General features: G+C 70.0%; 8 protein-coding genes. 3 read left to right on the forward strand and 5 right to left on the reverse strand.

Going from position 1 to position 14,072, the window contains the following annotated elements:
- Positions 1–20 precede the first annotated feature (20 nt).
- On the reverse strand, positions 21–2,300 hold the full coding sequence (locus tag AB0M02_RS36855) for an EAL domain-containing protein (RefSeq protein WP_364235729.1): 2,280 nt from the start codon (positions 2,298–2,300) through the stop codon (positions 21–23).
- Between the two features lie 72 nt (positions 2,301–2,372).
- Positions 2,373–2,723 carry a DoxX family membrane protein gene (locus tag AB0M02_RS36860; RefSeq protein WP_364235731.1) on the reverse strand — a complete coding sequence of 117 codons (351 nt, stop codon included), beginning with the start codon at positions 2,721–2,723 and terminating at the stop codon, positions 2,373–2,375.
- Positions 2,724–2,808: 85 nt separating this feature from the next.
- Here AB0M02_RS36860 and AB0M02_RS36865 point away from each other — a divergent pair, with 85 nt between their 5' ends.
- Positions 2,809–3,480 (forward strand): transcriptional regulator, encoded by a 672-nt coding sequence (locus AB0M02_RS36865; RefSeq protein ID WP_364235734.1) that lies wholly within the window; start codon positions 2,809–2,811, stop codon positions 3,478–3,480.
- Positions 3,481–3,485: 5 nt separating this feature from the next.
- Here AB0M02_RS36865 and AB0M02_RS36870 read toward each other — a convergent pair whose 3' ends face one another.
- Complete coding sequence (locus tag AB0M02_RS36870; RefSeq protein WP_364235736.1) at positions 3,486–5,549, reverse strand: S9 family peptidase; 2,064 nt, start codon at positions 5,547–5,549, stop codon at positions 3,486–3,488.
- Between the two features lie 169 nt (positions 5,550–5,718).
- Between AB0M02_RS36870 and AB0M02_RS36875 the strand changes: the two genes are divergently transcribed.
- Positions 5,719–6,846: an FAD-binding oxidoreductase gene (locus AB0M02_RS36875; RefSeq protein ID WP_364235739.1), complete on the forward strand. Its 1,128-nt coding sequence runs from the start codon at positions 5,719–5,721 to the stop codon at positions 6,844–6,846.
- Positions 6,847–6,856: 10 nt separating this feature from the next.
- On the opposite strand, the gene AB0M02_RS36880 is transcribed toward AB0M02_RS36875, so the two are convergent.
- On the reverse strand, positions 6,857–7,471 hold the full coding sequence (locus AB0M02_RS36880; protein WP_364235741.1) for a dihydrofolate reductase family protein: 615 nt from the start codon (positions 7,469–7,471) through the stop codon (positions 6,857–6,859).
- Between the two features lie 48 nt (positions 7,472–7,519).
- Complete coding sequence (locus tag AB0M02_RS36885) at positions 7,520–9,562, reverse strand: SpoIIE family protein phosphatase (protein WP_364235742.1); 2,043 nt, start codon at positions 9,560–9,562, stop codon at positions 7,520–7,522.
- A gap of 113 nt (positions 9,563–9,675) precedes the next feature.
- On the opposite strand from AB0M02_RS36885, the gene AB0M02_RS36890 reads away from it, so the two are divergent.
- Positions 9,676–14,067 (forward strand): HAMP domain-containing protein, encoded by a 4,392-nt coding sequence (locus tag AB0M02_RS36890; protein ID WP_364235743.1) that lies wholly within the window; start codon positions 9,676–9,678, stop codon positions 14,065–14,067.
- Positions 14,068–14,072 lie beyond the last annotated feature (5 nt).

A 14,072-nucleotide genomic window follows, 5' to 3' on the forward strand; every position in this document is an offset into this window, starting at 1 on the left:
TGCCGTTCGGCCGGGTCCGTTCAGGCCCGCGGGTACACCGACTGTTTCCGCGCGGCCCGCCGCTGCTGTGCGAGCAGGACCGACACGCCGTCGGCGGTCATCGGCTCGCCCAGATGGAAGCCCTGGCCGAGGGTGTAGCCGAGTTCGAGGAGCGCGGCCACCTGCTCGGGGCTCTCGATACCCTCGGCGACGGTGTCCAGGCCGAGCGCGCCGGCGAGCTGGATCACCGCGCGAGCCACCGCCTGCCGGGCGTGCTTGCGATCGTCGATCTCGATGCCGTCCACGAACGACTTGTCCAGTTTGACGATCGCGGCGGGGAAGGCGCGCAGCAGGCTCAGCGACGACTCGCCGGTGCCGAAGTCGTCCAGGGCGAGACGGATGCCCATCCGGTCGAGTTCGTACAGCGCCCGGGAGACCTGCCGGCCGCGGAGCACCGCCGATTCGGTCACCTCCAGAACGAGCCGTTCACAGGGCAGGCCGCTCTCGGCGAGCGCCTCGGTCACGTCGGACACGAAGTCGGGGTCGTGCAGCTGCCGCGCGGAGACGTTCACCGCCGCCTCCCTCAGCCCGTCCGGACCGAACTCGGCCAGCCAGGCCGCCGCCTGACGGCAGGTCTCGCGCAGCACGAGCCGGCCCAGCGGCACGATCAGGCCGGTCCGCTCGGCGGCCGGGATGAACTCGGCCGGGCTGATCACGCCACGGTCCGGGTGATGCCAGCGGACCAGGGCCTCGACCCCGCTCACGAGGTTGCAGTCCAGCCGCACGATCGGCTGGTAGACCACCCGGAACTCGTCGCCGTCCAGGGCACGCCGCAGTTCGCCGCCGAGCCGCATGGACGCCAGGACCGGCTCGCCCATGCCGTCGACGTAACGCACGAACCGCGCCTTGCCCCTCTGCTTGGCCGTGTACAGGGCGACGTCGGCGTCCCTCAGCACCGAGTCGACGGTGTCGCCGGGCGAGGCGGTGGCCATACCGATGCTGGCCTGCACCAGCAGCCGGTGCTCGCTGACCGGGTCGGAGAGCGCGGTCAGCAGGCGCTCGGCGAGGCTCTCCGGTTCGGCGCCCGCGCCGGTCAGCAGCACCGCGAACTCGTCGCCGCCGAACCGCACCGGCAGATCCCCGTCACCCATCTCGGCCTGCACTAGCTGTCCCACCGCGACCAGCAGCTGGTCGCCGACCCCGTGGCCGAGCAGGTCGTTGACGGCCTTGAAGTCGTCCAGGTCGATGAGCAGCACCGAGACCGGGCCGGTCGTGGCCAGCGCCGCCGTGAGCCGGTCGCGGAACAGCGCACGGTTACCCAGGCCGGTCAGGCCGTCGTGGCTGATCTCGTACTGCAGGCGCTGTTCCTGGACACGCGCGTTGCGGAGCAGGCGGGCGTTCTCCCGGTACGCGAGGTACTGCCGGACCATGACCAGCACGGTCACCACGACCGCGGCGATCAGGACCACCCGCACCGGCCAGCGCAGCGGTTCGCCGACCGCGACGGCGATCAGCGGTACGTCGACCGAGATCATGGCGAGATAGGGCAGCAGCACGCCCCGCCGGGCCGGTTCACGGCGCAGCCCCTGATCGGCGCGGATCTGGGCCGCGACGCCGAGTGTGACGAGCACCGGGGCCAGCGGCATGACGATCGCCTGTGCCGGAACAGAGGCGATGTAGCCGAACTGCACCGCGAGCACCGAGACGACACCGGCCGGGACGCCGCCGGCGGCCGCGACGAGCCGCATCGCGACGCGGTCGACCGGGCCGCCCGCGATGTACGACACCTTCGTCGCCGCGCCGACCGCCGCCAGGAGGCCCAGCCCGACCAGCAGCATCGCCTGCGGGCTCCACGGCTCGCGCGCGGAGAGCATCGGGGCGAGCCCGACGTACCACAGAACGGCCGCGCAGCCCAGGAACGCGATCGTCCGGTCCAGCACCACGCGCCACCGCTCGGCGCCACCGGGTGCGACGACCGGCACCCGGGCCAGCGCCCAGATGGCGATCAGGAAGCCGACGGCCACGCAGGCCGCGGCGGGCGCCGGCATGCTCCGGGTCCGTGCCTCGGCGGCGTGGGTGAGCATGTCCACGGCCAGCCAGGCGTAGCCGATCGTGATCAGCGCGACGGCGAGCCGGACGGCACGCCAGAAGGCGGTGCGGGCCAGGTGACGGACCGACGCGGTCGCGAGCGCCCCGCCGATCGGCACGAAGACGTAGGCGAACGCTTCGAGGCCGAAGCCGGCTCCCAGGTAGGCCACGCACCAGATCGTGCCCAGTGCGGCGACTGCTGTGGTGGCCTGCACGTAAGTCCGAGCCGTCACGGCACCCGACATTAGTGCGCCCGATGTGAGGTGGATCTCCCCCGAACGTTCGACGTTCGCCGATTCCCGGCCTCACCTGTCGGCGGCCAGTCGGGCCAGTGCGAGCGCGCCGACGAGGAGGCCGAAGTCGCGCAGTGCCACGTCGTAGTAGTCGCCCAGGATCAGCAGGTTGACGATGATGCCGGCCAGCCAGGCGGCGACCACCAGAGCGCCCCAGCGCGGGCGGAGCGCGACCAGCACCCCGGCGATGATCTCGATGACGCCGACGGCGTACATGGCCTGTTGCGCGGTGCCCGGCACGAGATTGTCGATCCACGGCGCGAGGTAGCCGGGCCAGTCGGTGAGCAGATTGAAGAACTTGTCCAGTCCGAAAAGGATGGGCGCGACGGTGAACACCGTGCGCAGCAGCAGGAACGCGGACATGGCGTCTCCTTCTAAAGTACGGACATACGCACTTTAGAAAGAGCCGCGTTCTAAAGTCCACACCTGGGTCATTTAGAGTTGGGGAATGGCACACCGGAGCCGGACCGAACGCATCGCCTCTGTGGCGGCCCTCGACGACGCCACCACACGGGCCGTCTTCGACTTCGTGACGCCCGCGGCCGGCCCGCTCACCCGTGACGCGGTCGCCGCCGGTCTCGGTGTCAGCCGGCGCATCGCCGCCGCCCACCTGGACAAACTCGCCGAGCAGGGACTGCTGTCGGTGGAGTTCCGCCGGCTGCACGACCGCACCGGCCCGGGCGCCGGCCGTCCGGCGAAGCTGTATCGGCGGGCGGCCGACGAGGTGGCGGTCTCCGTGCCGGATCGGCGCTACGAACTGGCGGCGGACCTACTGGCGGCGGCCGTCGCCGAGGCGATCGAAACGGGCGGCGATGTGGGGGAGACAGTGCGGCGGACCGCCTACGACGCGGGGCTGGCCATCACCGCGGCGTCACCGGACCTGCTCGAGGCGCTGGTCGAGACCGGTTACGAGCCGCGCGAGGAGGATGCCGGGCTCGTCCTCGCCAACTGCCCGTTCCACCGGCTGGCGCAGCGGTACACGGAGCTCGTGTGCGGGCTCAACCTGCACCTGCTGCGCGGGATGACCGACGGCTGCGCGGCCGCGTACAGCCCGGTCCTCGACCCGGGGGCTGAGCGCTGCTGTGTGCGCCTCCCCGCGGCGGTCCGCGGGGAGGCGTAGGGGAGTCAGACGGCCTTGACCACGTCCAGGATCCAGGAGAGCACGAAGGCCTCCTCCTTCCAGGAGTCGTAACGGCCGCTCGGGCCGCCGTGCCCGGCACCCATCTCGGTCTTCAGCAGGTAGTCACCGCGGGGCGCGGTCGCGCGCAGCCGGGCGATCCACTTGGTCGGCTCGTGATACAGCACGCGGGTGTCGTTCAGGCTGGTCACGGCGAGAATCCGCGGGTACTGCCGGTCGGCGACGTTCTCGTACGGGCTGTAGGACTTCATGTACGCGTAGACCTCGGCGGACTCGAGCGGGTTGCCCCACTCCTCCCACTCGGTGACCGTCAGCGGCAGGCTCGGGTCGAGGATCGAGGTGAGCGGGTCCACGAACGGCACCTCGGCGAGGATGCCGGCGAACGCCTCCGGCGCCAGGTTGGCGACCGCGCCCATCAGCAGGCCACCGGCCGAGCCGCCACGCGCGACCAGCCGTGACGCCGTGGTCCACCGGTTGCGGACGAGGGCCTCGGCGCAGGCGACGAAGTCGGTGAAGGTGTTCTTCTTGGCGAGCATCTTGCCGTTCTCGTACCACCCGCGGCCGAGCTCACCGCCGCCGCGCACGTGTGCGATCGCGTAGACCACGCCCCGGTCCAGCAGGGTGAGGCGGGCGATCGAGAAGTAGGGGTCGATGGAGTGCTCGTACGACCCGTAGCCGTAGAGCACCGCGGGCGCCGACCCGTCGCGGGGCACGCCCTTGCGCGCCACGATCGAGATCGGCACCTTGGTCCCGTCGGCGGCGCTGGCCCACTCCCGGAACTGCTCGTAGTCGGCCGGGTCGTAACCGCCCAGCACCGGCTTCTGCTTGCGCAGCGTCATGGCCCGGGTGACCAGGTCGACGTCGTAGATCGAGTCGGGCGTGATCATCGAGGTGTACGAGATCCGCACGGAGGCCGTCTCGTACTCCGGGTTGCCGTTGAGGCCGACGCTGTAGAGCGGCTCGGGGAACGTCATGTCGTACGCATCGGTGCTGCCGTCGGTCATCACCCGCAGCCCGGTCAGGCCGTCCCGGCGCAGCGACACCACGATGTGCCGGGCGAACGCGTCGACCGACTCCAGGCGCGTGCCGGGCTGGTGCGCGATCAGCTCCACCCAGTCGCCCGGGTTGTCCACCGACGTGCAGGCCAGCGCGAAGTCCTCGGCGTCACGGTTGTGCAGGATCAGGAACCGGTGGCCGTGGTGGTCGATCGTGTACTCCACGCCCTGCTGCCGTGGGGCGAGCACGACCGCGTCGGCGTCCGGCTCGTCGGCCGGGATGATGCGTACCTCTGAAGTGATCTTGCTTTGGGTGTCGACGACGATGAACTTCTCGCTGCGGGTGAGCTCGACGCCGACCCAGAAGCGCTCGTCCGGCTCCTCGTAGACCAGCGTGTTCTCGGTCGTGCCGACGGTGTGCCGCCACACCCGGTAGGGCCGCCAGGCCTCGTCGACGGTGATGTAGAAAAGCACGCTGCCGTCGGCCGACCAGGCGCTTCCGTAGAACGTGTCGGTCACCTCGTCGGCGAGCACCTCACCGGTGCGCAGATCCTTCACCCGCAGCGTGAAGCGCTCGTCGCCGTCGAAATCCGTCGAATACGCCAACCAGTTGCCGTCGGGGCTGACGTCGAACGTGCCCAGCGCGAAGAAGTCCTTGCCCTCGGCCAGCTGGTTGCCGTCGAGCAGGATCTCCTCGCCCGGCTTCTCCTCGTCCATCGGCGGCGCGGTCTCGCCCGGGCGCACCGGGACGCGGCACTGGATCCCGTACTGCTTGCCCTCGACGGTCCTCGTGTAATACCAGAACGCGCCCTTGCGGCTGGGCACCGAAAGGTCGGTCTCCTGCGTGCGGCTCCGGATCTCCTGGAACGCGGTCTGACGCAGGCTCTCCAGATGTGCCGTGGCCTGCTCGGTCCACGCGTTCTCCGCCTCCAGATAGGCGATGGTCGCCGGGTCCTCCTTCTCCATCAACCAGGCGTACTCATCGGTGACCGTGTCGCCGTGGAACGTGCGCTCGGCGTGCTTCTGGTGAGCGGTGGGTGGACCTTCAATCGTCACGGGACCACGTTACCGGCCCATTGGTCCGCAATGAGTTTCTTACACACGCCCACCTCGGTCATTCGAACATGTGTACGATATGCCAGAGTGGACGATCTTCAGGGATCTCAATGCTCCGATTCGACTGGTTCCGATCTGCTGGGTCCGATCTTGTGGGGAGGCTTCGGACGTGGGTGATTCCCTTCTCGACGCGTTCGTGGACATCTGCGGGCCCGGTCTGGCGCGCCCGGGGCGTGCGACGGACCAGGTGGCGGGCCGGCGAGCCGAGCTGGTCGCGGTGCCGGCGACGACGGGCGCGGTCGCCGAGAGCCTGCGGCTCGCGGCCGAGCGGGAGCTGAGCTTTCGCGCGCGCGGTTCCGGCAGCAAGATCGATTGGGGTACGCCGCCCGCGACCCTGAATCTGATCCTGGACACCGGGCGGCTGAACGGCATGTGGAACCATTCCGGCGCCACCGCCGTCCTGGCCGCCGGCACCCCGGTCTCGGCGGTGCAGGCCGCTCTCGCGCTGCGCGGCCGTCGTCTGGCGGTCGACCCGCCGTCGGCGAGCGCCACGGTCGGCGGGATGCTCGCGACCAACGAGTCCGGGCCGCTGCGGCACCGATTCGGCAGCGCGGCGACACAGACCGTCAGTGTGGAGTACGTGTCGGCCGACGGCGTCACGGCCGAGTCCGACGGTGAGGACGGCCGTCCGGGCCTCGCCGAGATCGACGGTGTGATCACGTCGGCGGTGATGCGGCTGGAGCCGCTGCCCGCGGCGCGCCTCTGGGTCGGCCGCCCGGTGACGACGCCGGCCGAGGCCAGCGAGCTGGTCGCGCAGGTCGTCCTGCAGGAGCAGGAGCCGAGCGCGATCGAGGTCGACCTGCCGGGCACCGGTGGCGGGATGCTGGCGCTGCTCCTGGAGGGCGGGGCGGACGAGGCGAGAGCGAGCGCCGAGAAGATCGCCCAGGTGTGGGGCGGCGAGTCGGTGATCGCGCCGGCGGCGCCGCTGTGGTGGGGGCGCTATCCGTTCGGGCGTGAGGACGTGGTGCTGCGGATCTCGGTGCGGCCGCGGGATCTCACGGCGGTGGCCCTGGCGCTGCGGGACAGCACGGGCGCGGTGGTGCCGATCCGCGGTTCGGCGGGCGTGGGCACGGTGCACGCGGTGCTGCCCCGAGGGCTCACCGCGGTGCGGGTCACCGAGATCGTCGAGGCCGTGCGCCAGGTCCTGCTCGCGCGGCGCGGGAAGCTGGCGGTGGTGTCGGCGCCGGCCGCGCTGGCCTCGGAGATCGGGATGGCCGGCCGCCGCGAACTGTTCTGACCGGCGGCGATTACTGGAAAGACGGGATGGTGGCGACTGATTCGGTGGCCAGGTGGCGGCCGAGGCGGGCGACGTCGCCTACGGCGTAGGTGAGGTAGGCGAACTGGCCGACCTCGCGGACGCCGGTGAGGATCAGGTCGTCCACGTGGACTCGGCGGCGCAGCAGGGGGACGCCCTCGCCGAGGATCGCCGGTGCGATGCCGAGGATGATCTCGTCGAGCAGCCCCTCGGCGACGAACTGGCTGACCAGGTCACCGCCGCCGGCGAGCCAGACGTTCTTGCCCTGCGCGGCGACCACCATCGCCTCGTGCACCCGCCGGACGTCGCCGCTGATCATGAACACGTTGGCGTCCTGGACCGGGGGCAGGTCTCGATGGGTGAAGACCCAGCAGGGCACGTCGCCGTACATGTCGTGCCAGTTCTGCGGCTCCTCGAGGAGGTTGTCGTTCTCCAGCACCCACTCGTATGTCCTCGCGCCCATGGCGAACGCGCCCACGCCCTCGAAGAACTCGCCGAACGGGTTCTCGGTGCCCTCGTCGACCTCGAAGAGCCAGTCCAGCGAGTTGCGCTTGTCGGCGGTGAAGCCGTCGATGCTGGTGGCGGTGTAGTACTGCGTCTTCGCCATAACACACACCATGCCACGCCAGAGCCGACAAAAAAGACGGATCGATTCTTATGCGTCGTTGCGCAGCACCATGATGGCGATGTCGTCGCGCGGCTCCTCCACCGAGAAGTTGATCGTGGTGGAGCGCAGGCGGGCGGCCATGACGTCCGCCGGGTAACCGGCCAGCGGCGCGGCGGCGTCACGCAGCCGGCTGGGCCCGAACAGCTCGCGCCCGCGCCGCCGCTCGGTGACGCCGTCGGTGTAGAAGATGAGCGAGTCGCCGGGCCCCAGCGTGACCACGACGTCCGGCGAGGTGATGGTCTCCAGCAGGCCCAGCGCGGTGCCGCCCTCGCCGACGAAACCGGTCTTGCCGTCGGCCCGGACCAGCACCGCCCGGTCGTGCCCGGCGAGGTGCAGGCAGACGCTGAGCTGGTTGTTGCCCTTGCGGGTGACCGAGGCCATGGCGAGCGTGCAGTACCGCCCGCCGCCGCGCTGCACCAGCGTGCGGTTGACCCGCCAGAGGATCTCGCCGAGCGCCTTGCCGTCGTCGACCAGGATGCGGATCACGTCGCGGACCAGGCCGGTCACGGTGGCCGCCTGCACGCCCTTGCCGGAGACGTCACCGACCACGACGAGCCACTGCTCCTCGCCGAACGGGACCACGTCGTAGAAGTCGCCGCCGACCTCGGAACCGGTCGGTACGTACTCGGCGGCGAAACCGATGCCCTCGACGTGCGGCAGGGCCGGGGGCAGCAGCGAGGCCTGCAGGGTGCGCGCGACCGAGCGCCGTTCGTCGTGGATCCGCGCGTTGTCGATGGCGAGCGCCGCGCGCCGGGCCACGTCCTCCAGGACCGCGACCTCGTCGGCGTCGTGCCGGTGCTTCGGGTGCCGTCCGACCGCCAGCGTGCCCAGCCGGGCGCCCCGGGCCACGAGCGGTACGGCGTAACCCTCCAGCGGCGCCCCGAACATCACCTGGGTGCCGAGCCGGGACGCCTCCTCGAGCCGGGCCAGTATCGACTCCGGCCCCGACTCGGCGAGCTGGCCGTGCAGCTGGGCCAGCACCGACTCCTCGGCGTGGGTGGCGGCGGCGAGCTGCAGGCGCCCCCACGCGTCCGTGGTGTGCACCGCGCACCACTGGCCGAGACGCGGCACCACGAGCTGCGGGATCAGCGCCATCGTGAGGTTGACGTCGAGGGACTGTGCGAGCAGTTCGCTGGCCTCGGCGAGGAAGGTGATCCAGGTCTGCCGGCGGATGTCGGCGCGGCGGAGCCGGTCGTTCTCCAGGTGCAGGGAGAACCGCTCGGCGACCATGATGGCGAGGGCCTGGGCGTACCCGACCGGGGAGGCGTCCAGCTCCAGCTCGCCGGAGTAGGGGCGCTGGGTGGTCAGGGGGACCCGGATGGTGTCCGCGTTGTCACGGGGCGCGCGACCGTACCGCGCGAGCAGTTGCCGGCCCGTGCCGTCGCCGCGGTCGACCCGGATCACGCCGCCGGCCGCGCCGGTCAGCCGGGCCAGGCGGGACAGCAGGTCGGCGGCGAGTTCGGCGAGACCCTCGTCGGAGTGCCGGTCGGCGCCGCTGCGCAACAGGCCGGTGAGCGCGCCGAGGCTGGGCGTCTCGGACTGGGTCGGCACCCGGACCGGCGTGCCGCCCTCGCCGCCCTCGCGCTGGTCGAGCCGGAACCACACGCCCTTGCCGTCACCCTCGTGCACAGTGCCCCAGCGGCTGGCGAAGTGGTCGACGAGCAGCAGGCCCCGGCCCCGCTCGGCCACCTCGCCGATGTCCGCGGTCTCGTTGCGCGGCCCGACAGCGAGCTGCTCGACCGGGCCGGGGGCGAAGTCGGTGACGGTGACGGTCAGGCCGCTCGGATCGGCCGTGACCTCTATCTCCAGCTCGGTGTTGGCGTGCACCACGGCGTTGGTGGACAACTCGGTGGTGAGCAGGAGAGCCTCGTTGAGCAGGCCGACGAGACCGGTCTCCTCCAGCACGGACCGGACCAGAGCACGGGCCGCCGCGGGGGTCCGTCGGTCGTTGGGCAACCGGGTCCGGCGCACGAGAGCCTCGGACGGAGCCCCCGATGGGATGCTCGTCCTGGTTCCGACCTCGGCTGGCACCCATGCATCCTCTCCCGTGGACGGGTGTATGCACAAAGTCGTCTCTCGCATTGACCCGGTTGGGCGAGAGAGGATAGGGAACCCCCGGCAGTTGGACAGCGAGTGAGGACAGCATGACAGCGGCTAAAGAGGCCAGCGTCGGCGTGCCCGACGAGACCGTTCTGCTCGGTGAGCTCGCCGACGCCCTGCGACGGGTGCGCCGTGGCGATCTCAAGGTTCGGCTGCCTCGCCGGGGCGGCATGGCCGGCGCGGTGGCGGAGGCCTTCAACGAGGTCGTCTCCCTGCAGGAACGGCAGAACCTGGACATGCGGCGGATAAGCCGGATCGTCGGACGGGACGGCCGGCTGACCGAGCGTCTCGACGAGGAGGGCCTGGACGGCTCCTGGGCGGACAGTGTCCGCTCGGTGAACTCGTTGATCGACGATCTCGCGCGACCGACGACGGAGATCTCCCGGGTCATCGTCGCGGTTGCGGAGGGTGACCTCTCTCAGCACATGGCGCTGGAGATGGACGGCCGACCGCTACGGGGTGAATTCCTCCGGATCGGCCGGACGGTGAACACGATGGTCGATCAGCTGTCGTCGTTCGCCGACGAGGTGACCCGGGTGGCCCGCGAGGTGGGCACCGAGGGCGAGCTGGGCGGCCAGGCCGACGTCCGCGGCGTCGCCGGTACCTGGAAGGACCTCACCGACTCGGTGAACACCATGGCGTCGAACCTGACGCACCAGGTGCGCTCGATCTCGCAGGTGGCGACCGCGATGGCCCGCGGCGACCTGTCCCAGAAGATCACCGTGTCGGCCCGCGGCGAGGTCGCCGAACTGGCCGACACCATGAACGGGCTCACCGATACGCTGCGCCTCTTCGCCGAGCAGGTGACCCGGGTGGCCCGCGAGGTGGGCACCGAGGGCAAGCTGGGCGGCCAGGCCGAGGTGCCGAACGTCGCCGGCACCTGGAAGGACCTCACCGACTCGGTGAACTCGATGGCGTCCAACCTGACCAGTCAGGTGCGTAACATCGCCCAGGTCTCCACCGCGGTGGCCAAGGGTGACCTGTCGCAGAAGATCACGGTGGCCGCGCAGGGCGAGATCCTGGAACTCAAGGACACCGTGAACACGATGGTGGACCAGCTGTCGTCGTTCGCCGACGAGGTCACGCGTGTGGCCCGCGAGGTGGGCACCGAGGGCCGGCTGGGCGGTCAGGCCCAGGTCCGAGGCGTTTCCGGTACGTGGCGCGACCTCACCGAGAACGTCAACCAGCTCGCCGCGAACCTCACGGCCCAGGTCCGGAACATCTCGCAGGTCTCCACCGCGGTCGCGAAGGGTGACCTGTCGCAGAAGATCACGGTCGACGCGCGGGGCGAGATCCTGGAGCTGAAGAACACCGTTAACACCATGGTGGACCAGCTCTCCTCGTTCGCCGACGAGGTGACCCGGGTCGCGCGCGAGGTGGGCTCGGAGGGCAAGCTGGGCGGTCAGGCCCAGGTCAAGGGCGTTTCTGGTACGTGGCGCGACCTCACCGACAACGTGAACTACATGGCGTCGAACCTGACGAGTCAGGTGCGGAACATCGCCTCGGTCACCACGGCCGTGGCGAAGGGTGACCTGTCGCAGAAGATCACGGTCGACGCGCGTGGTGAGATCCTGGAGCTCAAGTCCACAGTGAACACGATGGTGGACCAGTTGTCGTCGTTCGCCGACGAGGTGACCCGGGTGGCCCGCGAGGTGGGCACCGAGGGCAAGCTCGGCGGACAGGCCCAGGTCCGTGGCGTGGCCGGCACCTGGCGCGACCTCACCGACAACGTCAACTCGATGGCGTCGAACCTGACCAGTCAGGTGCGTAACATCGCCCAGGTCTCCACCGCGGTGGCCAAGGGTGACCTCTCCCAGAAGATCACGGTCGACGCGCAGGGCGAGATCCTGGAGCTGAAGAACACCGTGAACACCATGGTGGACCAGCTCTCCTCGTTCGCCGACGAGGTGACCCGAGTCGCACGCGAGGTGGGCTCGGAGGGCAAGCTCGGCGGTCAGGCCCAGGTCCGTGGCGTGGCCGGCACCTGGCGCGACCTCACCGACAACGTGAACTACATGGCCTCCAACCTCACCGCCCAGGTGCGGAACATCGCCTCGGTCACCACGGCCGTGGCGAAGGGCGATCTCGGCCAGAAGATCACGGTCGACGCCCGGGGCGAGATCCTGGAGCTGAAGAACACCGTGAACACCATGGTGGACCAGCTCTCCTCGTTCGCTGACGAGGTGACCCGGGTGGCACGCGAGGTCGGCCGGGAGGGCAAGCTGGGCGGTCAGGCCCAGGTCAAGGGCGTTTCCGGTACGTGGCGAGACCTCACCGACAACGTCAACCAGCTCGCTTCCACGCTGACCATCCAGCTGCGCGCCATCGCCGAGGTGTCCACCGCCGTGACCCGCGGTGACCTGACCCAGAGCGTCGCGGTCGAGGCGATGGGCGAGGTGGCCGAGCTCAAGGACAACATCAACCGGATGATCGTCACGCTCCGCGACACCACGAAGGCGAACGCGGAGCAGGGCTGGCTCGACTCCAACCTGGCCCGGATCGGTGGCCTTCTGCAGGGCCAGCGGGACGTCGGCGAGGTCTGCCGCATGATCATGACTGAGGTGACGCCGCTGGTGGACGCGCAGCTCGGCGCGTTCTTCCTGGTGGACAACGAGGAGGCGGTCACCCGCCTGCGGCTGGCCGCCGCGTACGGATACGTCGCGCGCGACTACGAGGTCACCTTCGGGCCGGGCGAGGGCCTGGTCGGCCAGGCCGCGGTGTCACGAAGGACCATTCGGGTACGCGCGACGCACGACGGAATACTGACGATGCGCTCCGGTCTTCTCGCGATGCCGCCGAACGATCTGGTCGTGCTGCCGGTCCTGTTCGAGGGCGAGATGCTGGGCGTCATCGAGTTCGCGTCGGTGGCGGCGTTCTCCGGGTTGCATCTGACGTTCCTGGAGCGGCTGGTCGCCACGATCGGGGTGGCTCTCAACACCATCCAGGCGAACCGGCGTACCGAGGAGTTGCTGGCACAGTCGCAGCGCCTGGCCCGCGAGATGCAGGACCAGTCGGCCGAGTTGCAGCGGACGAACGCGGAGCTCGAGGACAAGGCCAAGCTGCTGAGCGACCAGAAGGCCAACATCGAGCTGAAGAACCGGGAGATCGAGCTCGCCCGGCTCGGCCTGGAGGAGAAGGCGCAGCAGTTGTCGCGGGCGAACACGTACAAGTCCGAGTTCCTGGCGAACATGAGCCACGAGCTGCGGACGCCGCTCAACTCGCTGCTGCTGCTGGCGCGGCTGCTCGCGGACAACACCGAGCAGAACCTCTCCGGGAAGCAGATCGAGTTCGCCCGGACCATCCACAGTGCGGGTTCGGACCTGCTGTCGCTGATCGACGACATCCTCGACCTGTCGAAGATCGAGGCCGGCCGGATGGACGTCGAGACCGACGTGGTCGACTTCGACGGCATCCGCAGCTACGTCGAGCAGGCGTTCGTGCCGCAGGCCGATGAGAAGGGCCTGGAGTTCCGGGTCGACGTTGCACCCGAACTGCCCGACTCGATCGTCACCGACCCGCAGCGGCTCCAGCAGATCCTGCGCAACCTGCTGTCGAACGCGGTCAAGTTCACCGACACCGGCTCGGTCACGCTGAGCATCTTCCCGGCGATGCCGGACCCGGATCTGGAGGCGCCGACGCTGCTCACGGCCCGCCAGGTGATCGGTTTCGCGGTGACCGACACCGGCATCGGCATCTCGGACGAGAAGCTGGCGCTGATCTTCGAGCCGTTCCAGCAGGCCGACGGCACCACCACCCGCAAGTACGGCGGCACCGGCCTTGGCCTGTCGATCAGCCGGGAGTTCGCCGCGCTGCTCGGCGGCACGATCACGGTGGCCTCGGTCCCGGGTGGTGGCTCGACCTTCACCCTCTACATGCCCGAGGCACTGACGCCGGACGCCATCCCGATGCCGGTGCTGCCACCGGTGCCGGCCAAGGCGGTGTCGGTGCGGCCGGCGGCGTCGCTGGACATGCCGCTCATGGAAATGTCACCGCTGGTCACGCCGCGTCAGGAGGAGCAGCCGGTGCTGCCGGCCGGGCGCAAGCTGGAGGGCTCAACCGTACTCATCATCGATGACGACGTGCGGAACGTCTTCGCCCTGACCAGCGCCCTGGAGATGCACGGGCTCAACGTCCTCTACTCGGACAACGGGGTGGACGGCGTGCGGATCCTGGCCGAGCATCCGGAGGTGGACATCGTGCTGATGGACGCCATGATGCCCGACCAGGACGGGTACGAGACGACCCGGGGAATCCGGCGCAATCAGCGTTTCCGGGACCTACCGGTAGTGTTCCTGACGGCGAAGGCGATGCCGGGCGACCGGGAGTCGGCACTTGCCGCCGGCGCGAGTGACTACATCACCAAGCCGGTCGATCTGGATGAACTGATCGAACTCATGGCCCGCTGGGTGGACGGGGAGAGGGCAGAAGGTGAGTGAGGTGA

The sequence above is a fragment of the Actinoplanes sp. NPDC051861 genome, assembly GCF_040681145.1.
Taxonomy (GTDB): domain Bacteria; phylum Actinomycetota; class Actinomycetes; order Mycobacteriales; family Micromonosporaceae; genus Actinoplanes.